Origin of the sequence: Roseovarius albus, from assembly GCF_900172335.1 — a bacterium.
Lineage (GTDB): Bacteria > Pseudomonadota > Alphaproteobacteria > Rhodobacterales > Rhodobacteraceae > Roseovarius > Roseovarius albus.
This window is the reverse complement of sequence record NZ_FWFX01000014.1, coordinates 14,208-35,233: the sequence shown is the minus strand read 5'-3', so window position 1 is coordinate 35,233 and position 21,026 is coordinate 14,208. Positions and strand designations below refer to the sequence as shown.

20 protein-coding genes are annotated in these 21,026 nt (G+C 54.9%); 12 read left to right on the top strand and 8 right to left on the bottom strand.

Going from position 1 to position 21,026, the window contains the following annotated elements:
• Positions 1–31: 31 nt before the first annotated feature.
• From ROA7450_RS17485 to ccmI, 3 genes are read right to left on the bottom strand one after another with little or no spacing between them, the layout of a single operon-like run.
• The gene (locus ROA7450_RS17485) at positions 32–268 is read right to left on the bottom strand and encodes a DUF1289 domain-containing protein (RefSeq protein ID WP_085807244.1); all 237 of its coding nucleotides are present in this window, start codon (positions 266–268) and stop codon (positions 32–34) included.
• The gene (gene ruvX / locus ROA7450_RS17480; protein WP_085807243.1) at positions 265–741 is read right to left on the bottom strand and encodes a Holliday junction resolvase RuvX; all 477 of its coding nucleotides are present in this window, start codon (positions 739–741) and stop codon (positions 265–267) included. The genes ROA7450_RS17485 and ruvX overlap by 4 nt, the downstream gene beginning before the upstream one ends.
• Positions 738–1,955 carry a c-type cytochrome biogenesis protein CcmI gene (ccmI, locus tag ROA7450_RS17475; RefSeq protein WP_085807311.1) on the bottom strand — a complete coding sequence of 406 codons (1,218 nt, stop codon included), beginning with the start codon at positions 1,953–1,955 and terminating at the stop codon, positions 738–740. The genes ruvX and ccmI overlap by 4 nt, the downstream gene beginning before the upstream one ends.
• 214 nt (positions 1,956–2,169) lie before the next feature.
• Between ccmI and ROA7450_RS17470 the strand changes: the two genes are divergently transcribed.
• From ROA7450_RS17470 to rarD, 7 genes are all read left to right on the top strand, one after another.
• Positions 2,170–3,414 carry a sarcosine oxidase subunit beta family protein gene (locus ROA7450_RS17470; protein WP_085807242.1) on the top strand — a complete coding sequence of 415 codons (1,245 nt, stop codon included), beginning with the start codon at positions 2,170–2,172 and terminating at the stop codon, positions 3,412–3,414.
• A 12-nt stretch (positions 3,415–3,426) separates the two neighbouring features.
• The gene (locus ROA7450_RS17465) at positions 3,427–3,756 is read left to right on the top strand and encodes a sarcosine oxidase subunit delta (RefSeq protein ID WP_085807241.1); all 330 of its coding nucleotides are present in this window, start codon (positions 3,427–3,429) and stop codon (positions 3,754–3,756) included.
• Entirely contained in the window at positions 3,753–6,764 is a 3,012-nt protein-coding gene (locus ROA7450_RS17460) for a sarcosine oxidase subunit alpha family protein (RefSeq protein ID WP_085807240.1), read from the top strand. Before ROA7450_RS17465 ends, ROA7450_RS17460 begins: the two co-directional genes overlap by 4 nt.
• Positions 6,757–7,326, top strand: a complete 570-nt coding sequence (locus ROA7450_RS17455) for a sarcosine oxidase subunit gamma (protein WP_085807239.1) — start codon at positions 6,757–6,759, stop codon at positions 7,324–7,326. Before ROA7450_RS17460 ends, ROA7450_RS17455 begins: the two co-directional genes overlap by 8 nt.
• 105 nt (positions 7,327–7,431) lie before the next feature.
• Positions 7,432–8,979 (top strand): FAD-dependent oxidoreductase, encoded by a 1,548-nt coding sequence (locus ROA7450_RS17450; RefSeq protein ID WP_085807238.1) that lies wholly within the window; start codon positions 7,432–7,434, stop codon positions 8,977–8,979.
• 52 nt (positions 8,980–9,031) lie between these two features.
• Complete coding sequence (locus ROA7450_RS17445; protein ID WP_085807237.1) at positions 9,032–9,631, top strand: superoxide dismutase; 600 nt, start codon at positions 9,032–9,034, stop codon at positions 9,629–9,631.
• A gap of 64 nt (positions 9,632–9,695) precedes the next feature.
• On the top strand, positions 9,696–10,577 hold the full coding sequence (gene rarD, locus ROA7450_RS17440; protein ID WP_085807236.1) for an EamA family transporter RarD: 882 nt from the start codon (positions 9,696–9,698) through the stop codon (positions 10,575–10,577).
• Between the two features lie 2 nt (positions 10,578–10,579).
• Here the strand turns inward: rarD and ROA7450_RS17435 are convergent, their stop codons facing one another.
• Complete coding sequence (locus ROA7450_RS17435) at positions 10,580–11,125, bottom strand: LOG family protein (protein WP_085807235.1); 546 nt, start codon at positions 11,123–11,125, stop codon at positions 10,580–10,582.
• 54 nt (positions 11,126–11,179) lie between these two features.
• Here ROA7450_RS17435 and ROA7450_RS17430 point away from each other — a divergent pair, with 54 nt between their 5' ends.
• From ROA7450_RS17430 to ROA7450_RS17420, 3 genes are all read left to right on the top strand, one after another.
• Positions 11,180–12,286, top strand: a complete 1,107-nt coding sequence (locus ROA7450_RS17430) for a LysM peptidoglycan-binding domain-containing protein (RefSeq protein ID WP_085807234.1) — start codon at positions 11,180–11,182, stop codon at positions 12,284–12,286.
• A gap of 66 nt (positions 12,287–12,352) precedes the next feature.
• Complete coding sequence (locus ROA7450_RS17425; RefSeq protein WP_085807233.1) at positions 12,353–14,164, top strand: ABCB family ABC transporter ATP-binding protein/permease; 1,812 nt, start codon at positions 12,353–12,355, stop codon at positions 14,162–14,164.
• 324 nt (positions 14,165–14,488) lie between these two features.
• Positions 14,489–14,662, top strand: coding sequence for a DUF1330 domain-containing protein (locus ROA7450_RS17420; protein ID WP_159454094.1), 174 nt, complete (start codon positions 14,489–14,491; stop codon positions 14,660–14,662).
• A gap of 234 nt (positions 14,663–14,896) precedes the next feature.
• Here ROA7450_RS17420 and ROA7450_RS17415 read toward each other — a convergent pair whose 3' ends face one another.
• Positions 14,897–15,931 carry a fatty acid desaturase gene (locus ROA7450_RS17415; RefSeq protein ID WP_085807231.1) on the bottom strand — a complete coding sequence of 345 codons (1,035 nt, stop codon included), beginning with the start codon at positions 15,929–15,931 and terminating at the stop codon, positions 14,897–14,899.
• A gap of 230 nt (positions 15,932–16,161) precedes the next feature.
• On the opposite strand from ROA7450_RS17415, the gene ROA7450_RS17405 reads away from it, so the two are divergent.
• Together ROA7450_RS17405 and ROA7450_RS17400 are read left to right on the top strand one after the other, a co-directional pair.
• The gene (locus tag ROA7450_RS17405) at positions 16,162–16,407 is read left to right on the top strand and encodes a TFIIB-type zinc ribbon-containing protein (protein WP_085807229.1); all 246 of its coding nucleotides are present in this window, start codon (positions 16,162–16,164) and stop codon (positions 16,405–16,407) included.
• Positions 16,408–16,472: 65 nt separating this feature from the next.
• Complete coding sequence (locus ROA7450_RS17400; RefSeq protein WP_085807228.1) at positions 16,473–17,228, top strand: sulfotransferase-like domain-containing protein; 756 nt, start codon at positions 16,473–16,475, stop codon at positions 17,226–17,228.
• Positions 17,229–17,234: 6 nt separating this feature from the next.
• Here ROA7450_RS17400 and ROA7450_RS17395 read toward each other — a convergent pair whose 3' ends face one another.
• The 3 genes from ROA7450_RS17395 to uvrB all read right to left on the bottom strand — a co-directional run bounded on the left by ROA7450_RS17395 (position 17,235) and on the right by uvrB (position 20,856).
• Entirely contained in the window at positions 17,235–17,672 is a 438-nt protein-coding gene (locus ROA7450_RS17395) for a hypothetical protein (RefSeq protein WP_143534517.1), read from the bottom strand.
• Between the two features lie 380 nt (positions 17,673–18,052).
• Complete coding sequence (locus tag ROA7450_RS17390; RefSeq protein WP_085807226.1) at positions 18,053–18,655, bottom strand: restriction endonuclease; 603 nt, start codon at positions 18,653–18,655, stop codon at positions 18,053–18,055.
• Positions 18,655–20,856 (bottom strand): excinuclease ABC subunit UvrB, encoded by a 2,202-nt coding sequence (uvrB, locus tag ROA7450_RS17385; protein ID WP_085807225.1) that lies wholly within the window; start codon positions 20,854–20,856, stop codon positions 18,655–18,657. The genes ROA7450_RS17390 and uvrB overlap by 1 nt, the downstream gene beginning before the upstream one ends.
• Positions 20,857–21,026: the final 170 nt, after the last annotated feature.

Below are 21,026 nucleotides of genomic sequence, written 5' to 3'. Positions count from 1 at the left end.
GAAAAAGAGTTGACGATCTAGTTTGGAAGACTCAGTTTCGCGCCATTCGCGCTGCGCGACCGCCACGACGTTTGCGCAGCATGGGCGCGCGGCCTGGCAAGGCGTCCATGATCTGCTTGCGCTCTTCGTTGCTCATCTTTGACCAGCGTGAGATTTCATCGGTCGTGCGATAACACCCTGTGCAAATGCGTGCCTCGGGGTGCACAACGCAAATGCGTACGCAGGGGCTTGCAATTTCGCTGCGTGTCCAAACGGGTACTTCACTCACTGTTCAGCCCTCATATGCGCCAACCGATCCAATACTCCCTGTAGAATATAGGATGCTGCAACGCTATCGATAACCTCTGAGCGACGTTTTCGTGTCGCATCCGCCTCAAGTAGTGCCTTTTCTGCCGCAACTGTGGACAGGCGCTCATCCCAAAATCCGATGGGAATCGGGCACAAACGCTCGAAATTACGGGCAAAAGCACGAGTGGATTGGCTGCGCGGGCCTTCGGAGCCGTCCATATTGCGGGGCAGTCCCAAGATGATTCCGCCGATCTGTCGGTCGGCGATAATTTCCTGTAATCGCGCGGCATCGATGCCGAATTTCTTGCGTTTGACGGTTTCGAACGGGCTCGCGACTGATTGAAATGTGTCCGAGACGGCCACGCCAATCGTCTTGGTTCCCAAATCTAAACCCATCAAAGCGCAGTGGCGGGGCAGGGCGGCGGCGAATTCGGTGATGTCTTCGATGATCATTCTTCTACTCCGGCATCCTTAGCTGCGGCACGCAAAAGTTCGAGAGCCTCAGTGGATTGCGAGAACAGGCCTTCTGCCTCGACCCAGATCGCCCGTGCCTCATCAGTCTCGTTCAAGACCCCAAGGGCTCGGATCAGCCGCGCCCATTCTTGTGGGCTACCGCCTTCGGTTGCCAAACGCTCTGAGAGCTGATTGACCATGCCGCGGATCATGTTCTGGCGATCTTCATCGCTGAGCTCTTGCGCAGCCTCTATGGCATCGGGACCGAGGAGCGGAGCGGTTTCGGGCGCGGTGTACTCAACTCCGGCGCGCCAAGCGAGTTCTTCGATGCGGCTGCGGATGGGGGCGATCCAAGGGGCATCTTCGGGGCCCTCTGCCAAAAGCTGTTCCCACAGGCGAAAGGCGCTGTCTGGGCGGTCAACCTGCATCAGAAAGAGCCCAAGGTAATAGCGGGCGCGCTGGTCAGACGGGTTGCGCTCCAATGCCTGGCGCAGCGCGCGTTCCGCATCAGATGACACGTAGCCGCCAGCGGCACTGATCATCAAATCGGCGAGAAGCGTAAAGTCCTCGGCAGAAGCCTCAGGGCCTTTAATGTCGATGACCTGCGATTGCGCGATATAGGCAGCCATCAAATTGCCCAAGGTGGCCTCGTTCTGCACTAGTAGGCGCAAGCCTTGCAGATCACCCGGGCGTTCTGCCACGGTGTCACGCAGCTTTTGGATGAGGTCCTGATATTCAGGGCTGATCTCCGGTGTGGGGGGGAGCGAGGCTCGTTCTTCGGCCTTTGACTGATCGAGCCGAGCTGAGCGCGCCGCATCTGAAGCTGTCAGGCGAGAGTTGAGCGACAGGTCTTCGTACCCAGGTGCGCCGAGATTTGCATAAAGCCACGTTGCTGTGCCAACGAAAGCGATAATGATGACGCCAGCAGCCAAGCGGGTGGTGGCAGTCGCAGGACCAGCTCCACTGCTTTCGTTTTGCAGCCGCGCGTCTGCTGCAAGGAGGCGACGTGAAACCTCGACGCGAACCCGCTCTGCCTCTTCCTTGGGTAAGGTGCCACGGGCGGTGTCGCGCTCGATTTCTTTAAGCTGGTCTCGGTAAATTTTCAGGTCATTGGCGGCATCCGGCGCAGACTCGTTGCGCACATCGAATAATCCCCGCAACAGGAAAACCCCTGCCACGGTGGCCAGCCCTATGAATGTGATCCAAAAAATCATGCTGCCTCCGGCAATGTCATACCCATGTAACGGCGGGTTTGGCTGTCGAAAAGAGGGCAGAGGGTCACATGGACATCCATATTTAGCGCGTTCGCCGGATATGTCGCAAATCGTATATTTTGCGACGCGCTGGATATTCTGAAACTCGAGCTTTTGCCGCATTACCTTTAACATTGCAGACCAATCTGCGAATCCATTCAGACCGAGAGCGCGCATGAAACGTTATTCTGCCTTTGCTGTTGTTCGCGAAGCCCTGAGTTATCACATGGGGTGGGAGCGGGCCTGGGCATCGCCCGAGCCAAAGAAAAAGTACGACGCCATTATCATCGGGGCCGGTGGCCACGGTTTGGCGACGGCTTATTACCTTGGCAAAAACCACGGGATCAAAAATGTCGCCGTCCTTGAAAAAGGCTGGCTGGGCGGTGGCAACACTGGCCGGAACACGACGATCATCCGTTCCAACTATCTGCAAGACGCCTCGGCGGCATTGTACGAAAAAGCGCGTAGCTTGTACGAAACTATGTCACAGGACCTGAACTACAACGTGATGTTCAGCCCGCGCGGCGTGATCATGCTGGCACAGACCGAGCATGAGGTTCGTGGTTACAAGCGCACCGCGCAAGCCAATGCTCTGCAAGGCGTGACAACTGAATTCATCAGCCCGCAGCGTGTGAAAGAGATCGTGCCGATCATCAATCTGGATGGCCCACGCTACCCGGTTCTGGGTGGTTTGTGGCAAGCCCGTGGTGGCACTGCACGCCACGATGCGGTGGCCTGGGGATATGCCCGTGCCTGTTCTGCGATGGGTATGGACGTGATCCAGAAATGCGAAGTCACCAGCATCCGCCAAGAGGGTGGCAAGGTTGTGGGCGTCAGCACAAACCGTGGTGATATTGCTTGTGACAAGCTGGGCATCGTTGTTGCGGGTCATTCTGGCCACGTGGCCGATATGGCTGGCTTCCGCCTGCCCATCGAATCCGTCTCCTTGCAGGCGCTTGTTTCTGAACCCATCAAACCTTGCATGGATTGCGTTGTTATGGCGAACACCGTGCACGGCTACATGAGCCAGTCTGACAAAGGTGAAATGGTCATCGGTGGTGGTGCCGACGGGTACAACAACTACACCCAACGCGGATCGTTCCACCACGCTGAAGAAACCGTTCGTGCGCTGTGCGAAACCTTCCCAATGGTCAGCCGCCTGAAGATGCTTCGCCAGTGGGGCGGCATCGTAGACATGACCGGTGACCGCTCGCCCATCCTGTCGAAGGCACCTTTGGATGGTGTGTTCATCAACTGTGGATGGGGCACCGGTGGCTTTAAGGCGATTCCGGGTTCCGGCTGGGGCTTTGCTGAGCTGATGGCCAGGGGATATTCGCCATTGACTGAACAGTTCGGATTGGACCGCTTTAAAGAAGGCCGGTTCATTGACGAATCCGTCGCCGCCGGCGTTGCGCACTAAGGAGATAGAGATATGCTGATCCTTGAATGCCCATATTGCGGTGTGACCGCAGAAGAAACTGAATTCCACGGTGGTGGCGAGGCGCACATCAAGCGTTATGGCCCCGGCTCAACTGAGGAAGAATTCAACAACTACCTGTTCGCCAAGGTGAACCCGAAAGGCGTGCACTTTGAACGCTGGCGCCATGCCAATGGGTGCGGCAAGTGGTTCCACGCGGCGCGCAATACCGTCACGCTTGAGGTTTATGGCACCTACACGGCGCAAACCTCTGACATCCCGCAGGACATCAAAGACAAAGTCTCGGCCAAAGTGCCGGGCTGGAGCTGGAGAGAGTTCGAATGAGCACACGTCTGTCCAATAGCGGCCGCCTGCTGAACAAAGGTCGCGCCATGAACTTTACCTTCAACGGCAAGCGCATGAGCGGCTTTGAAGGGGATACGCTGGCCTCGGCGCTTCTGGCAAATGACCAGATGCTGGTGGGTCGTTCGTTCAAATACCACCGTCCACGCGGCATTGTTGCCAGTGGTGCGGAGGAGCCAAACGCGCTGTTCAACATGGGCGAAGGGTCCAAGTTTGAGCCCAACCAGCGCGCCACCACAACTGAGCTGTTCGACGGTTGCAAGCTGGGGTCGCAAAACCACTGGCCGAGCCTCGAGTTCGACGTGGGCGCGGTTAACAACAAGCTGGGCCGGTTCCTGACGGCTGGTTTTTACTACAAGATGTTCATGCATCCACGCCCGCTGTGGAAGCACGTGTATGAGCCAATCATCCGCCAATCTGCGGGCCTGGGCAAAGCGCCAAAAGACCGTGACGCCGACAAATACGAGCACTTCTACGCTTATACCGATGTTGCCGTTGTCGGTGGTGGTGTAGCTGGCCTACAGGCAGCTTTGGTTGCAGCAAAAACCGGTGCCCGCGTTCTGGTAATGGAGCAAACCGCCCATTGGGGCGGACGTGCACCCGTTGATGGCGGAACCGTAAACGGCGAGCCTGTGGATAAGTTCGTGGACCAAATCGTTTCCGAGTTGGAAACGATGAGCAATGTGACCATACGCACCCGGATGATGGGATCAGGCGTTTATGACCATGGTTATTTGCTGGGTTATGAGCGTGTTAACGATCACCAGCCTGAGGCGAAAGGTCCGCGCCACCGCCTGTGGCGGATCCGTGCGGGGCAAATCATCACCGCTACTGGTGCCATTGAGCGCCCAATAAGCTTTGCTGGGAACGACATTCCGGGCGTCATGCTGGCCTCGGCCGTGCGTGATTATGCGGTGAACTATGGCGTATCCGTTGGCGACCGCACTGTGGTTGTCACCAACAACGACGATGCTTATCGCACCGCGATTGCCCTTAAAAACCTAGGGTTAGATGTTCCGGCGATCATCGATGCCCGTTCAGGTGGTGCTGGAGCATTGGGTGACGAAGCACGCGCCTTGGGCATCCGCGTCGAAAACGGCAAAGGTATAGCTAAGGTAAAAGGTTACAAGCGCGTCGAAGGCGTTGCGATCTGCTCGCAAGCTGGCGAAGGCGCTGTACTGGAAGAAATCGCATGTGATGCAGTTGCAATGTCTGGTGGTTGGTCGCCTGTTGTGCACCTGTGGTCGCATTGCGGTGGCAAGCTCTACTGGGATGAGGCGCAAGCCCATTTCCGCCCCGATGTGGATAAAGCGCCGACAGGTGCCGCAGGGGAGGCTTTTGTCATCGTTGCAGGCTCTGCCAATGGCTACCTTGATCTGGCCGCTGGTCTGGCCGATGCCGACGCTGCTGGTAAGGCTGCTGCGAAAGCTGTTGGTAAGAAAGTTGCCAAGTCGGATGTGCCTGCTGCTGAAGCCACTGACGAAGCCGCAAGCGAGGCGATTTGGTTGATGCCGCAGGGTGCCAACATCAAGCTGCGCATGAAATCCTGGCTGGATTATCAGAACGACGTGAAAGTGTCGGATATCCAACTGGCAGCACGCGAAGGCTTTGAATCGGTGGAACACGCCAAGCGTTACACCACGCTGGGTATGGCGACAGATCAGGGCAAGCTGTCCAACATCAACGGATTGGCCATTCTGTCGGATGCGCTGAACCAGCCGATTCCGCAGACCGGCACCACAACCTTCCGTCCGCCCTACACACCGATCTCGATGGGTGCAATTGCGGGTGAGGCACGTGGTGAGATCTTCCAGCCGATCCGGAAAACCCCGATCCACAGCTGGAACGAGGAAAACGGCGCGGACTTTGAACCGGTTGGTGCATGGCGTCGCCCATACACCTATCTGCGTGATGGTGAGGATCGTCATTCAGCGGTGATCCGCGAGATCGATCAGACCCGTTCAAGCATGGGCCTGTTGGATGCCTCGACCCTTGGCAAGCTGATCGTCAAGGGCCCCGATGCGGGCAAGTTCCTTGACATGATGTACACCAACATGATGTCGACGCTGAAACCGGGACGTTGCCGCTATGGTCTGATGTGTAACGAAAACGGCTTCTTGATGGATGACGGTGTTGTTGCGCGTATCGATGACGATACCTTCCTGTGTCACACCACAACCGGTGGTGCCGAAAACATCCATGGCCACATGGAAGAATGGCTGCAGACCGAATGGTGGGATCTGAAGGTCTACGTTGCCAACGTGACCGAGCAGTTCGCCCAAATCGCCGTGGTTGGCCCGAATGGCCGCAAGGCGATGGAAAAACTGACCGAGGATGACATCAGCGCGGAAGGCCTGCCCTTCATGGCGTTCAAAGACATCACTTTGGCCGGGATTTCTGCGCGCGCCTACCGGATTTCGTTCTCGGGCGAGTTGTCCTATGAGATCGCAGTTCCAGCAAGTCAGGGCCGTGCGCTTTGGGATGCGTTGCTGGAAGCAGGTGCCGAATTCAACGTCATGCCATATGGCACCGAAGGGTTGCACGTGATGCGGGCCGAGAAGGGCTTCATCATGATTGGTGATGAAACCGATGGCACCGTCATTCCGCAGGACCTGAATATGCAGTGGGCGATTTCCAAGAAGAAAGAAGACTATCTTGGCAAACGTGCGCAAGAGCGTTCCTACATGACCGATCCAACACGTTGGAAACTCGTTGGTCTGGAAACCACCGATGGTTCGGTGCTTTCTGAGGGCGCTTATGCGGTGGCTCCGGGTGAAAACGCCAATGGCCAGCGCAATGTTCAGGGGCGGGTGACCTCGACCTATTATTCACCGACTTTGAAACGTGGCATTGCCATGGGGCTGTTGCTGAATGGACCGGACCGGATGGGTGAAGTCGTTGATTTCCCTCGTGTGGACGGCACATCAGTTCTGGCGAAAGTCGTTGATCCCATCTTCTATGACAAGGACGGGGAGAAGCAAAATGTCTAACCCGGTAAGCGCGCTGCAAGGTGCAGCATACGACGGTTACGTCAAAGTTGAGGAACTTGGCCTGCGCGGGATGATCACCGTGCGGGGCAACCTGGCCTCGACCAAGCTGAAGAACGCGGTCAAAGCGGCCACTGGGGCCGCCATGCCAAAACAGCGCCAGATCAGCATCGCTGACGAAGGGGCTGTGGCGTGGATGTCGCCGGATGAGCTTTTGCTCTTGGTGTCTTATGACAAAGTGAACGAGGTGATTGCAGCGTTCGAAGAAGCGATGGCAGGCCAGCACTTCCTCGCGGTTAACGTCTCGGACGCCCGTGCTATGTTCCGCCTGAGCGGCGACAAGGTGCGCGAAGTCATTGCCAAGATCAGCCCGGTTGATATGGCGCAGGATGAGTTCAACACCGGCGACTTCCGTCGCACCCGGATGGCGCAGATCCCTGCTGCCTTCTGGATGGCGGACGAGCAGACAGTTGAAATAATCTGCTTCCGCTCGGTTGCTGACTATGCCTATGGCCTGCTGAAGGACGCAGCAGAGCCTGGTGGCGAAATAGGTATCTTCGGGTAAAATTTCCGATAAACTGATGAATAAGGGCCCTGAGGGGCCCTTTTTTATTGAGATTATTCATAGTTGATGGTGAGCTGCGATCTCATACCTTGATAAGGTGTCGCTATGAAAACGCCTGAGTCGGATGTTGGTGACGATGCAAAGCAATTTGACATTGCGATCATCGGCGGTGGCATAAATGGTGCAAGCGCTGCGCAACATTTAAGCGCAGCGGGATACTCGGTGTTTCTGGCAGAACAAGATGACTTTGCGAGTGGTGCTACGAGCCGATCAAGCCGGTTGCTACATTGCGGACTAAGACATCTGGCCAATGGGGAAACTTTTTGGCGTAACCTTTGTCAGCCTAAGCAATTGCTCAAGTCCTTTGTCACCGCCCGACATGACATGCTGGCGCGTGATGACATTACACACAATCTGCCCAATAGAGTTCGAAAAATAGATTTTTACCTGCCGATCTATAGCAGCGATAAATATTCACCCTGGCAGTTGGACGCCGCTTTCGCGGCATTGAAATGTGCCAACCCATTTGGCGAGCCGCTGAATTATCGGCGTGTAAGCAAATCTCAGTTTGATTCCATTCCAATCGCACCTTGGTTGCGTGATGCTGGTGATCTGAAACAAATCGCAGTATTTTCTGAATATCTTTTTGATTGGCCTGAACGTATCGCACTTGACTGTCTTTTTTCCGCAGAAAGGCAGGGCGCTACAATCTGTAATTACACCCGTCTTACCAAAGTGGGTCGATTAGATGAGGATAATGGTTGGCAACTGACTTTGCGATCTGAAAAGAACAGCAATGAGACGCCAGGTTCCGAGTATCGTATTTCTGCGAAAACTGTCATGAATTTAGCCGGAGCGTGGATTGATCAAGTCATCAGGAGCAGTGGCTCGAACGCCGAACCAAAGTGTTCGGGGATCAAGGGAATCCATATTGCTTTGAGATTGCCCGAAGCGTTTCAGAATTGCGGTGTTTTTTCATACAACAGCCTGGGGGAGCCGCTTTACTGCTTACCCTTCAGAGGCGTGCACTACGTCGGATTGACACGAACCGCACACGATGGTGATCCAACTGGAGTGGTTGCGCATGATGACGAAATTGCCTGGATGATTGGTGAAATCAACCGAGCGATGCCACGCTTGAGTGTGCAGCCGGAAGATATTTTATATACATGGGCAGGTGTGAATCCTCTGACACGTGATCAGTCGCATAATCTTGGAAGTCGGGAAATCAAGATCCATGATCTAGCAGCGGACAACTTGAATGGCATCTTTTCACTGACCGGCGGTGCAATTATGACTCATCGGAGAGTTGCCCGTCAATTAGTGAAGCTTGTATCAAAAACCTTAGGCTCTCGGCAGAAACCCTTGGATCGTGAAGATGCGATGCATTACCCTGATGTCGCCGAAATGGATTTTCGAGATGCTGCGAAACACTGTGCCCGCCATGAAAAACCTGCGACACTCGCTGACTTGATGCTTCGGCGCCTAGGGGCTGGATGGGATCCAGATCAGGGGCGAGACCTTGCACCTGAAGTGGCGCAGCTTATCGCGCCGATTATGGGCTGGGATAGTGCGAAAATTGAAGAAGAAGTTTTGGCTTATGAAGCTATCTTGGCGACTGAGCGGCGTAAGCCCCTTGACCTTGCCATGTGAAAGCAGCCATCTAGGTGCAGAAATTCACGCACGAACATAAAGGGCTTTGCAAATGGCTTTTGAACTTCCTGATCTTCCTTATGCACATGACGCGCTGGCATCCAAAGGCATGTCAGCCGAAACGCTAGAATACCACCACGATCTGCACCACAACGCTTATGTCACCAACGGCAACGCGGCGATTGCGGGCACCGAATGGGAAGGCAAGACGATGGAAGAGATCATCGTCGGCACCTACGACAAATCCGCCGTGGCGCAAAACGGCATTTTTAACAACATCTCGCAACTGTGGAACCATAACCAGTTCTGGGAGATGATGGGCCCGGGTGAAAGCGCAATGCCCGGCGAGCTGGAAAAAGCGATTGCTGAGAGCTTTGGTTCGGTTGATGAATTCAAGTCGCAATTTTCTGCTGCTGGTGCAGGTCAGTTCGGTTCCGGCTGGTGCTGGTTGGTAAAAGACACCGACGGAGGCCTGAAGGTGACCAAAACCGAAAACGGCGTCAACCCGCTGTGCTTTGGTCAAACTGCGCTGCTTGGCTGCGATGTGTGGGAACATTCCTACTACATCGACTTCCGCAACAAGCGCCCGGCCTATCTGGCGAATTTCCTTGAAAATCTTGTGAACTGGGACAACGTGGCTTCGCGCCTCTGATCCAGTTACAGATCCAAATTCAAAGCCCGCCACTGGCGGGCTTTTTTAGGTCAGTACAACAGCCATGCCTTCAATTAAGAATGAAACGCGTAAAGGATTGGTCGCATTGGCGGCAGGCTGTGCGTGTTGGGGCGTTGTGCCTCTGCTATACAAGGCCTTGGATCAGGTCGATGCAGTTGAAGTTCTGATGCATCGCGTGATCTGGTCAAGCGTGTTTTTTGCTATCGTGCTGGCCTTTCAACAGCGATTGCGAGAGGTTCCGACGCTTTTCGTTGAGCGGCGAGAGCGTTGGATCATTCTTATGGCCACCCTCATGGTTGCTGTGAACTGGGGCATTTTTATCTATTCTGTTCAATCTGGTCGCGCACTGGAGGCTAGTCTGGGCTATTTCATATTCCCGCTGGTTTCGGTGCTGTTGGGGGTATTCATCCTGCGCGAGGCGATCAGCCCCCGTCAAGGATTGGCGATCGGTGTTGCAGCGATGGGTGTTTTGGTCCTGATCACGGGTGCTGGTGTGGTGCCGGTTTTGGGATTGGTGCTTGCCGTGACCTTTGGTCTGTATGGGTTGTTGAAAAATCAGGTCGAGGCTGGGCCGGTTCTTTCAGTGTCTGCAGAGTGCCTGATCATGCTGCCCGTCGCACTGGTGTGGTTGGCCCTATTCAATGAGGAGGGGCAATTCGGAATCGCACCTTGGGAAACATTTCTGATGGTGGCCTCGGGCCCTGCAACGGCCATTCCGCTCGTTCTATTCTCTTATGGCGCAAAGCGGGTAAGCATGGGATTGACCGGGCTGATGTTTTACATCAACCCGATTTTGCAGTTTCTGGTCGCGGTCTTTCTGTTCTCTGAGCCGTTCACTTTGTGGCATGGGATTGCATTTGGATTCATTTGGGCCGCAATCACAATATACCTGACTGCGCCCAAACGTGGTAAAGGTGCCGCTTGAGATCAGAGTGTGGAGAGATGACCTTTGATTTCTTCAATCGTGCCATAGGCATGGAAATAGTCACACAGTGAGGTATCGGCGAAGCCTTGGGCGATGACATGATCGATCAGGGCAATCAGCGGATCCCAGTACCCCGCGACATTGAGCAAGAAGATCGGTTTTTTGTGAAGTCCGATTTGCCCCCAGGTCAGAACCTCGAAAAACTCATCCAGCGATCCTGCTCCACCCGGCAATACGACAAAAGCGTCAGAGTTCATGAACATCACCTTTTTGCGCTCGTGCATGTTTTCGGTGACGATAAATTTGCTCAGGTCGGTCTTACCAACTTCCAATTGCAGCAGGTGTTCAGGGATGACACCAAAGGTTTCTCCACCTGCATTTTGCGTGGCCCGGGCGACCGCACCCATCAGGCCGATATCCCCAGCCCCATAGACCAAACGCCAGTTTTGATCGGCCAGCATCTGCCCCATATCGGTTGCGATGTCTTGAAATGCGGGGTTTTCGCCGGAACGTGCGCCGCAGAAAACACAGACGGAAAGTTTTTTCATATGAGAGGTGCCTGATGCCAAAGGGTTGTTTTGACCCGTGATAACCGGGTTGCTATGGTCCGGCAACCGCGCTGGGGATTGGGGGCGGATAAAGAAAGGGCAACCATGGCGCAGAAATCCGGATTTCCGGGGGGAATGGTTCTTGGCTTTGCGGTGGCGGCAGCGATCGCACTGGCCGTATTAAGTGCGGTGTCATTCTTTTCAGCAAACGACAGTATCGAAACAGCGCAAGACGTAGAGGTGCTTGAGACAGCGGGCAGTACAGAAGACGTTACCGCCGAATCTGCTCAAGCTGAAGCTATGGATGTCGTCGACGACACCGGACCTGTACCGGAAATCAGCACCTTTTTGTTGAACCCCGATGGTCAGATGCTCTTGGCCGGGCGGGCCCCTGAGGGGTGGGAGGTGTCTGTTTTGCTGGACGGCGAACCGATTGCCAGTTTCGAACCAGGTGCCGGGGGTGAGTTCGCGGAGTTTTTGGAGTTGGATGGCAGCAATGAGACGCGCGTGTTGTCGTTGGCGATGACATCTCCGGATTCTGGCGAAGTCGTCCAATCACACGACGAGGTTATCATCACAGAATTGGCCGACGCGGACATCACATCGCGTGATGATGCCAGTATCAATGAGAAGACGGTTTTGTTGTCCAACGAAACCGGGGTAACGGTGTTGAAGGCTCCGTCGGAAGAGGCTCCCGAGGTCATGGCAAACGTGGCGTTGGATGCGATTTCCTATTCGGATGAGGGGGAAGTGCAGCTCTCCGGCCGGGCTTCAGGCGAAGGGTTTGTGCGTGTCTATCTGGACAACGCGCCGCTGACTTTGGCCCCGATTGAGGCGGATGGTAGCTGGCAGTCGGATCTGGCTGAAATTGATACTGGCATCTATACGTTACGGGTGGATGAGTTGGACGCCGAAGGCAATGTCACCTCACGTGTGGAATCGCCGTTCAAACGCGAAGAACAGGCATTCATTACACAAACCACGTCCAATGGCGAAAAGGTTCGCGTAATCACTGTTCAACCTGGAAATACACTATGGGCCATTTCCAACGCGGCTTATGGGGATGGCTATGCTTATATCCGCGTGTTCGAGGCTAACCGAGACCGAATCCGCAACCCCGATCTGATTTATCCGGGGCAGGTGTTTAGCGTTCCTGAATAAGCAGGGCTGGTCTTTGTTGCCCTGCGCGCTTATCTCTGACCGGTCTTAATTTGCCAAGGGGCCGGAATGCGCCGCAGTAGCCTGACCACCACCGAAATGCCAAAAGATGGATGGCGCACAATCCGCCGCGTCATGCCCTATCTATGGCCAGATGATGAGCCATGGGTGAAACAGCGCGTGGTGCTGGCGATGCTAGCGCTTTTGCTCGCCAAACTGATCGCGGTGGGCACACCGTTTTTCTATAAAGCCGCCGTTGATGCTTTGGCGGGCGAGGTGCATGACGATGCCTGGTTGCTGGCCTATGGGGCGGTTGGTCTGACCGTGGCCTATGGTGTGGCGCGGTTGATGAATGTTGGCTTTCAGCAGTTGCGAGATGTGATCTTTGCCCGGGTTGCGCAGCGGGCTTTGCGGCAACTGGCCTTGAAAACGTTCCAGCACATTCACCGCATGTCGATGCGTTATCACATCACGCGAAAAACTGGCGGGCTCAGCCGAATAATTGAGCGTGGTGTCAAAGGTGTGGAATTTCTACTGCGCTTTTTGCTGTTCTCGATTGGGCCGCTGATCCTTGAATTGCTGTTGATCGGCATCGTGCTTTGGACGCTGTTCGATGTTTGGTATCTGGCAGTCGTAGTCGCAGTGATCGCAGCTTACGTCTTCTTTACCTTCCGTGTCACCGAGTGGCGGGTGAAGCAGCGGATGAAGATGAATGAACAGGACACTGACGCCAATCAAAAGGCAATCGATAGCCTGCTTAACGTTGAAACCGTCCGCTATTTTGGGGCCGCTGACCGCGAAGCGGCACGTTATGATGCCGCAATGGCTGGATACGAAGATGCAGCACTGAAAACCTCTTATTCGTTGGCGTTCTTGAACTTTGGACAATCGTTTCTGATTACATCTGGCTTGGTCGTGGTGATGGTCATGGCGGCAATGGGTGTGCAGTCGGGTGCTTTGAGTGTCGGTGATTTTGTGATGGTCAACGCCTACATGATCCAGATCACCATGCCGTTGAACTTCTTGGGCACGGTTTACCGCGAAATCCGTCAGGCATTGGTGGATATGAGTGAAATGTTCAGGCTGCTGGATCAGGCGCCGGACGTGACGGACAAGCCAAGTGCGAAAGCGCTCACTGTGCATGGAGGTGCGGTTGCATTCGAGGATGTGCAGTTTGGCTATGATGCCGACCGCCCCATTCTAAAGGGCGTAAGTGTGGAAGTTCCTGCCGGGCAAAGCGTAGCCATCGTAGGTTCCTCGGGCGCGGGAAAGTCCACCATTGGGCGGCTGTTGTTTCGGTTTTACGATGTGACATCAGGTGCGGTAAAAATTGACGGACAGGATATTCGCGAAGTGACCCAAGACAGCCTGCACGGTGCCATTGGTGTCGTGCCACAGGATACGGTGCTGTTCAACGATACCATCGGCTATAACATCGCTTATGGGCGAGAGGGTGCGACGCAGGCCGAGATCGAAGCTGTCGCGAAGGCCGCCCAGATCCACGATTTCATCAAAAGTTTACCAGATGGATACGAAACTACCGTGGGCGAGCGCGGGTTGAAGCTCTCGGGCGGTGAAAAACAACGGGTTGGCATCGCGCGCACCTTGCTGAAGGATCCGCCGATCCTGTTGCTTGATGAGGCAACCAGCGCACTGGATTCCGAAACCGAAGAGGGGATTCAGGGGGCGCTAGCTCGCGCTGGACAGGGACGCACCGTGATCATGATCGCGCACCGCCTGAGCACCGTGGCCGACGCTGATAGGATCATCGTTCTGGAGGATGGCCAGGTCGTCGAAGAGGGTACCCATGCCGAGCTTTTAGCGCGTCGTGATCGTTATTTTGGCCTGTGGCAGCGGCAGGTCAGTGAAAACGTTGCCTGAGCATTGATGGTATAGAGTTGCCAAGAACTGGCCTGCGTATTGAGCGGTGCCTGGCAGCATACTGATTAATGTCTGGCAAGTCCCTCATGAGGCTTCCTATTGCAATTATTACCATTTTCGCCGGTCGTCGAGGGTAGCTGGCGAGCATCAAGCCAATGCCTATCGCCCAGTTTCAATACCACTAGCTTTGGCGTTCACTAATATGGTTTCGGGGACAGGCGGGCGCATGTTCAAAGCTTGATGTGGGTCGATCTTGATGTATTGCCTGAGCCAAGTATTTATAGCGGCCTGTCCCTCTTATTCTACTTTACAGAAGGCGGGTATATGACTGGCTTTTCCGATTATGCCCGCATGGTGGATCAACAGATGGCAAGATTCGGAGGTGGTTTCTTGGCGGCCGGCGTCAAAGGAGCCGCCACTTCCACGTTCGAAGGGGATTGGCCAGAGGCTTCCGGGGCTCACCTCTATAAGATTTCCACACCAACAGCATTTGGATGATTTTTGGAATTCAGACGATTGCCAATCCAACTTGGGAATTGGGATCGAATTTCTGTCGTCTGATTGTAGGAATGGATTCTCAAGCTGCAAATAGTGTTGACTTGGCCGAACAAAGTAACGGGTTTGGACTACCACTCACGCAACGCTAAAATTGAATTGCCGTTGCGTGTCTTTCTAGCAGTTCAAGGATATCTTTTTGAAGAGGCCAATGACCTCTTCAATTGTCTTCGTAGCTCACGCCTTCAGCGCTTTGGCTTGTGCAAAAGACAAAAGCTGCCGGCTGTTTTCGTCCCACAGGTGAAGGCGTGCGCTGTTGAAGCTTTCTCGGATCGTCATCCGGTTGATGCCCGCCAAGTAACTGTGATCGCGGATAACCTCCGTTAGACGGTAAAACGGGATCCGGCTATAGAGGTGATGCACATGGTGGATACCGATATTTGCGCTCAGCCATTGCAGGGGTTGGGGTAGGACGTAATGCGAACTGCCGTAGAGGGCCGCTTCGTGCAGTTGCCACTCTTCTGCGGCTTTCCAATGGGCGTCTTCAAATTGATGCTGCACATAGAATAGCCACATGCCCGCCGTTGCCGCCAGAATGGTTGAGGGGAGGAAAATCAGCAAGATTGGCATAATGCCGCCAAAAAACCAGACCGTACTCAGTATGGCGATCAGCGCAAGATTGGTACCCATCGCGCTCACCCAGTATTTTGCCGTATCCGTCAGGCCCAGTGGTAGGCGGTTTTGCAGCAAGAACAGGTAGGTCGGGGCAAATCCAAACAACGTCAATGGATGGCGGTATATGCGGTACATAAACTGGCCAAAGGGTGTGCGGGCGTTGTATTCCTCGACCGTCAAGGTCACGATGTCTCCAATACCGCGCCGTCCCAAATTGCCCGAGGCGCTATGGTGAATGGAATGCGTCCGGCGCCAAACATCATAGGGTGTGACGGTTATGACCCCAAGAACGCGGCCAACCCAATCGCTCACGCCACGCTGCTTGAACAACGAACCATGCCCGCAATCATGTTGGATGGTAAAGAGGCGCAACAAGAAGGCAGCATTCACCAGCGATATCCCCAAAGTCAGCCAGTAGCTGACAGAGAGTGACACCCAGGCCAAAGCCCAAAGCGCTACAAATGGGATGGCCGTGATCGCAAGCTCAAACCAACTACGGCCTGCGCTGGGTTCGCGGTATTTGGCCAGAGTTAGCGTCCATTCCCTTGCCGAGATGTCTTCTGGCTTTGGGGCTTCGATGTCTCGGATGTGTTTCATGAACCTGCTTATCTCTTTGCTCGCGCCACCGATACGCGACCCGGCTCGTGATGCAAACCGCGAATTGGCTTATTTACCTCTAAAGAACGAACAATTTCTGAAATGTGATCAGAAAACCCGAAAATCAACAGCAGAATGGCCGGATGCATGGTCAGCTGGTTTTTGCTGGGGCGCTTGATGGTACGAATAACGGAACCATATTGAGAGTGTCTAAATATGTGAGGTGTTACATGAAATGTCCGATTGATGGTGCGGAACTGGTTATGGCGGATCGTGCCGGGGTTGAGATCGATTATTGCCCGCAATGCCGCGGGGTATGGCTTGATCGCGGAGAGCTGGATAAGATTATCGAGCGGTCAGCGCCTCCGGCGGCACCCCAACAGCGTGTTGAGACGCAAGTCTGGCAGGAACAATCCAGCCCGAAACACCGCAAGAAGAAACGTGGCGGGTTTCTGGAAGACTTGTTTGATTTTTAATTGGGCAAATTGATGTGAGGTGTCATAGAATGCTATGAACTCCGCCCCTTGCGAAAGGTCTGCTCATGCATCCGCTGATCGTGCTTTGGTCTCATCCCCGGTCGATGTCCACTGCGCTTGAGCGGATCATGCGTGAGCGTGGTGATCTTTGGTGCGCGCACGAGCCATTCATGTATGATTACTACGTTGCAAGGCAGGTGCGGAAAATGCCCGGTTTTGATGTGCAACCGGATCATCCCGTGGCTTATGAAGACGTGCGTGACATGTTGCTGTCTCGGGCCGAGGAGGGCCCGGGTTTTTTCAAGGACATGGCCTATTATGTCATGCCGCGTATTCTTGACGATACATCCTTCATGTCGCGCCTGACGCATACGTTTTTGATCCGTCATCCATTGGCTTCGATCCTGAGCTATCATCAACTGGACCCAAAGGTGACCAGCGAAGAGATTGGCCTTGAAGCGGAATGGGCGCTGTATGAAGCATTGCTGGCTGCGGGGCATGATCCTGTGGTGATTGACGCTGAAACAGTGCGTGCTGATGCCAAAGGCACGATGGCGGCGCTCTGGTCGCATGTCGGGCTGGAGTATCACGAAGAGGCCTTTAACTGGGCCAAAGAGCAGCCCAAGGAATGGCAGCAGGTCGGGGCCTGGCACGAAGAGGTGAGCACGTCATCAGGGATACGTGCTGCAGATGCCGAAGAAATGCTGCGCAAGGAGCTGGAGTTTGAAGCGCTGACAGACACCTATCCGCATTTGCGGGATCTGCTAGAGCATCATATGCCGTATTACTTGAAACTCAGTGAGCGGGCACTTGTTCCTTAACTTATTTTAGCAGCGCGCAAGCCAGGCGTTGATATCTTTGGCCATTTGTTCGCGTGGCGAACTGGTGAAACCGTATTCCAATGGCACCCTCTCGCGGTCTTTTATCAAAACCAACCTTTCCATCCGGCTGTTATCGCTCCATTGTGCCTGCACCGCAACGCGCTCAATTTCGGTTAACGGGATTTTTGACTGGAGACGGCCCGTGACGCGGGCGACTTCGCGCGTAAACTGCCCCGACCTACAATCAAACGACAGCCGTTGAAATGGAAAGAAGTAGTGGGCCAACACAAATGCCCCCACGCCCAAAACGGTGACCAAAATAGTCTCTGGCATGTCGCGGGTTTGCCCGCTGAGCGCCGCGTAGATGCAGGCCAAACCCATAAACCAGACAAAACCCGCCATAAGGCGAGGGCGGTCTTCGAGAGTTAATTTGTCTGGAGTCATTTCCACGATACGCATGCCCTTAAGGTCGCGCTAAATTCAGGCGGTACTGGGGCCGGAGTTGGGGGAAGTTTCGCCTTTACGCCACGTCCTTCGCCTTTATTGAGGTTGTTTTGATTTTAAATTTACAAAATTGTGCAGTGTTTTCGTCAATATTGGCATGCTTGGAACGTCCAAAGAACGCCTTCGGCGTGCTGGAGGTCTCCCCGTTTCTCTTAGTGTCGGCCTCTGGCCTCCGCCTCGGGGTTTGCCTCCGGCGAAGATATTTAGGGCCAAATGGAACAGGAGGAGTGGGATGTGTTGATTGGTCGGGTGGGTGATAACCCACCATTGTGTGGTTGGTAGATGTTGGATGGAGGGATGGCACCCACCCTACGGCTGGCTTATGAATTCAACTTGAACTGCTTCATCCACTCTATAAGATTGGTACCATTGCGAAGTTCCAAATCATTTCCAATGTGGTCTTTCCATTCTTGCCAAATTCCTGGTGCAAAGTCTGATGTGGTCGATACTACTGCTCTAGAGGCGCGGGGTTCTCTATAGAAAGTGCCCATCATTGCTCGGACATCATTCGCCGATACCAGTCTGCCTTTACTAAAGGCTTTACATTGATCAAGCACTCTGATGGTCACTAGCCCGTGCTTTTCGGCAATTACGTCTCTTCCTAAATCGCCGCTGGCAGGGGTCAAAACAACTTTGTCAAAGCCGGCATTTTCATAAGCGCCAGCAATGAACTCTTCAAACTTTCGATGGTTTTTTGAAAATTCATAAAGCAGATTTGGGTTTTGCTCGAGCTGTTCGAATATAGTTTGCCAAGGGTTTATGAGTGCATTGACAATTCTTCCGTCATCAACCTCACCGACCACACTCAAAAGCTCCATCGGCAAGATAAGCTCATGAGAGAGACTCTCCAAGGTTTCCTTGGTCACGGCAGGTGGGTTTGAATTTGAAAGCCCTAAACCCAGATTGAGTCCCATTCCAACCATTATGATCGTCCCTTCTTCCGCTTCACCCCACCACGTTGTCCCGGGCGGCCTGCGGTTGAGCGGCCGCGGGCGTTTTTAGCGGCTTCTCCGGCAGCCTCGATGGCGGACTGGCGGGCGAGGGGGTCGTCGGCGATGGCGAGGTCTACGGCCTCGAGGCGTTTGACCTCGTCGCGCAGGCGGGCGGCTTCTTCGAATTCGAGGTTTTCAGCGGCTTTGCGCATCTCGGACCGCAGCCCGTCGAGGTGGGCCTCGAGGTTGGCACCGTGCAGCGGTTTGTCGATGGTGGCGGTGACGCGGTTCATGTCGACATCGCCCTGATAGAGACCGGCGAGGATATCCTCGACATTCTTTTTCACGGTCGCCGGCGTGATGCCGTGTTCCTCGTTATATGCGATCTGTTTGGCGCGGCGGCGGTTGGTTTCACCCAAGGCCCGCTCCATGCTGCCGGTGATCTTGTCGGCGTACATGATGACGCGGCCCTCGGCGTTGCGCGCGGCACGGCCGATGGTTTGCACGAGGGAGGTTTCGGAGCGCAGGAAGCCCTCTTTGTCGGCATCGAGAATGGCGACGAGGCCGCATTCGGGGATGTCCAAGCCTTCGCGCAGCAGGTTGATGCCGATCAGCACATCGAAGGCGCCTAGGCGCAGGTCGCGCAGGATCTCGATCCGCTCGATGGTGTCGATGTCCGAGTGCATGTAGCGGACCTTGATGCCCTGTTCGTGCAGGTATTCGGTCAGATCCTCGGCCATGCGTTTGGTGAGGGTGGTGACCAGCGTGCGGAAGCCATCGGCAGTGACCTTGCGGACCTCATCCAGCAGGTCGTCGACCTGCATCTCAACCGGTCTGATTTCAACCTCGGGGTCCAGCAGCCCCGTGGGGCGAATGACCTGCTCGGTGAAGACGCCGCCGGTTTGTTCAATCTCCCATTTCGCAGGCGTGGCCGAGACAAAGACGGATTGCGGGCGCATGGCGTCCCATTCCTCGAACTTTAGCGGGCGGTTGTCCATGCAGCTGGGCAGGCGAAAGCCGTGTTCGGCCAATGTGGATTTGCGCCGAAAGTCGCCCTTGTACATGCCGCCGATCTGCGGAACGGAGACGTGGGATTCATCTGCGAAAACAATGGCGTGGTCGGGGATGAATTCGAACAAGGTTGGGGGCGGCTCGCCGGGTGCGCGGCCGGTGAGATAGCGGGAATAGTTCTCAATCCCGTTGCAGACGCCTGTCGCCTCGAGCATCTCGAGATCAAAGGTGGTGCGTTGCTCAAGCCGTTGGGCCTCAAGCAATTTACCCTCGGACACCAGCCGGTCAAGATGCGTGCGCAGTTCCTTTTTGATGCCGATAATGGCCTGCTGCATCGTCGGTTTTGGCGTGACGTAGTGCGAATTGGCGTAGACGCGGATCTGATCAAAGGTGTCGGTCTTTTCGCCGGTGAGCGGGTCGAGTTCGGTGATGGCTTCGAGTTCTTCACCAAAGAATGACAGCTTCCAGGCGCGGTCCTCCAAGTGGGCGGGCCAGATTTCCAGACTGTCACCACGCACCCGGAAGGAACCCCGTTGAAAACCCTGATCGTTGCGGCGGTATTGCTGGGCGACCAGATCAGCCATGACCTTGCGCTGGTCATAGTCGCCGCCGACTTTGAGGTCCTGCGTCATTGCGCCGTAGGTCTCGACCGAGCCGATGCCGTAGATGCAGGAGACTGAGGCGACGATGATCACATCATCGCGTTCCAGCAGGGCGCGGGTGGCAGAGTGGCGCATGCGGTCGATCTGCTCGTTGATCTGGGATTCTTTCTCAATGTACGTATCCGAGCGGGCGACATAGGCCTCGGGCTGGTAATAGTCATAGTAAGAGACGAAGTATTCGACGGCGTTGTCGGGGAAGAACCCTTTGAACTCGCCATACAGCTGGGCGGCGAGAGTTTTGTTGGGGGCAAGGATGATCGCCGGACGTTGGGTTTCCGAGATGACCTTGGCCATGGTGAAGGTTTTGCCGGTGCCGGTGGCCCCCAACAGCACCTGATCGTGCTCGCCGTCAAGTACACCCTGCGTCAGTTCCTTGATCGCGGTGGGCTGGTCGCCTGCGGGATCGAATTCTGTCACCAGCTCAAATTGCTTACCACCCTCTAGCTTTTCACGGACATTCACATCCGGGGCGGGGGCGTGCATCAGAGCATCGGATTTGTCCGAATGGGCATAGGGCATGGGCGATTCCTTTGGTTGCCCCCAGATTTGATCTGTTTTTGTTCTTCTTCAAGGGGGGAGGCGCGGAAAAGCCGGGTTCTTAGGTGAACTTGTTTTTCAAAAGGTTCGCCTGGTTGGCAAATTGAGTTCTGTGTTGGGGCAGGATGAGTTGCCCCAACAAGCTCATTTAA

Bases quoted from the DNA above. Each gene is read 5' to 3' on its own strand.
- ruvX (WP_085807243.1), bottom strand. From the start codon at position 741: ATGATCATCGAAGACATCACCGAATTCGCCGCCGCCCTGCCCCGCCAC.
- ccmI (WP_085807311.1), bottom strand. From the start codon at position 1,955: ATGATTTTTTGGATCACATTCATAGGGCTGGCCACCGTGGCAGGGGTT.
- ROA7450_RS17470 (WP_085807242.1), top strand. From the start codon at position 2,170: ATGAAACGTTATTCTGCCTTTGCTGTTGTTCGCGAAGCCCTGAGTTAT.
- ROA7450_RS17465 (WP_085807241.1), top strand. From the start codon at position 3,427: ATGCTGATCCTTGAATGCCCATATTGCGGTGTGACCGCAGAAGAAACT.
- ROA7450_RS17460 (WP_085807240.1), top strand. From the start codon at position 3,753: ATGAGCACACGTCTGTCCAATAGCGGCCGCCTGCTGAACAAAGGTCGC.
- ROA7450_RS17455 (WP_085807239.1), top strand. From the start codon at position 6,757: ATGTCTAACCCGGTAAGCGCGCTGCAAGGTGCAGCATACGACGGTTAC.
- ROA7450_RS17450 (WP_085807238.1), top strand. From the start codon at position 7,432: ATGAAAACGCCTGAGTCGGATGTTGGTGACGATGCAAAGCAATTTGAC.
- ROA7450_RS17445 (WP_085807237.1), top strand. From the start codon at position 9,032: ATGGCTTTTGAACTTCCTGATCTTCCTTATGCACATGACGCGCTGGCA.
- rarD (WP_085807236.1), top strand. From the start codon at position 9,696: ATGCCTTCAATTAAGAATGAAACGCGTAAAGGATTGGTCGCATTGGCG.
- ROA7450_RS17435 (WP_085807235.1), bottom strand. From the start codon at position 11,125: ATGAAAAAACTTTCCGTCTGTGTTTTCTGCGGCGCACGTTCCGGCGAA.
- ROA7450_RS17430 (WP_085807234.1), top strand. From the start codon at position 11,180: ATGGTCCGGCAACCGCGCTGGGGATTGGGGGCGGATAAAGAAAGGGCA.
- ROA7450_RS17425 (WP_085807233.1), top strand. From the start codon at position 12,353: ATGCGCCGCAGTAGCCTGACCACCACCGAAATGCCAAAAGATGGATGG.
- ROA7450_RS17420 (WP_159454094.1), top strand. From the start codon at position 14,489: ATGACTGGCTTTTCCGATTATGCCCGCATGGTGGATCAACAGATGGCA.
- ROA7450_RS17415 (WP_085807231.1), bottom strand. From the start codon at position 15,931: ATGAAACACATCCGAGACATCGAAGCCCCAAAGCCAGAAGACATCTCG.
- ROA7450_RS17405 (WP_085807229.1), top strand. From the start codon at position 16,162: ATGAAATGTCCGATTGATGGTGCGGAACTGGTTATGGCGGATCGTGCC.
- ROA7450_RS17400 (WP_085807228.1), top strand. From the start codon at position 16,473: ATGCATCCGCTGATCGTGCTTTGGTCTCATCCCCGGTCGATGTCCACT.
- ROA7450_RS17395 (WP_143534517.1), bottom strand. From the start codon at position 17,672: ATGACTCCAGACAAATTAACTCTCGAAGACCGCCCTCGCCTTATGGCG.
- ROA7450_RS17390 (WP_085807226.1), bottom strand. From the start codon at position 18,655: ATGGTTGGAATGGGACTCAATCTGGGTTTAGGGCTTTCAAATTCAAAC.
- uvrB (WP_085807225.1), bottom strand. From the start codon at position 20,856: ATGCCCTATGCCCATTCGGACAAATCCGATGCTCTGATGCACGCCCCC.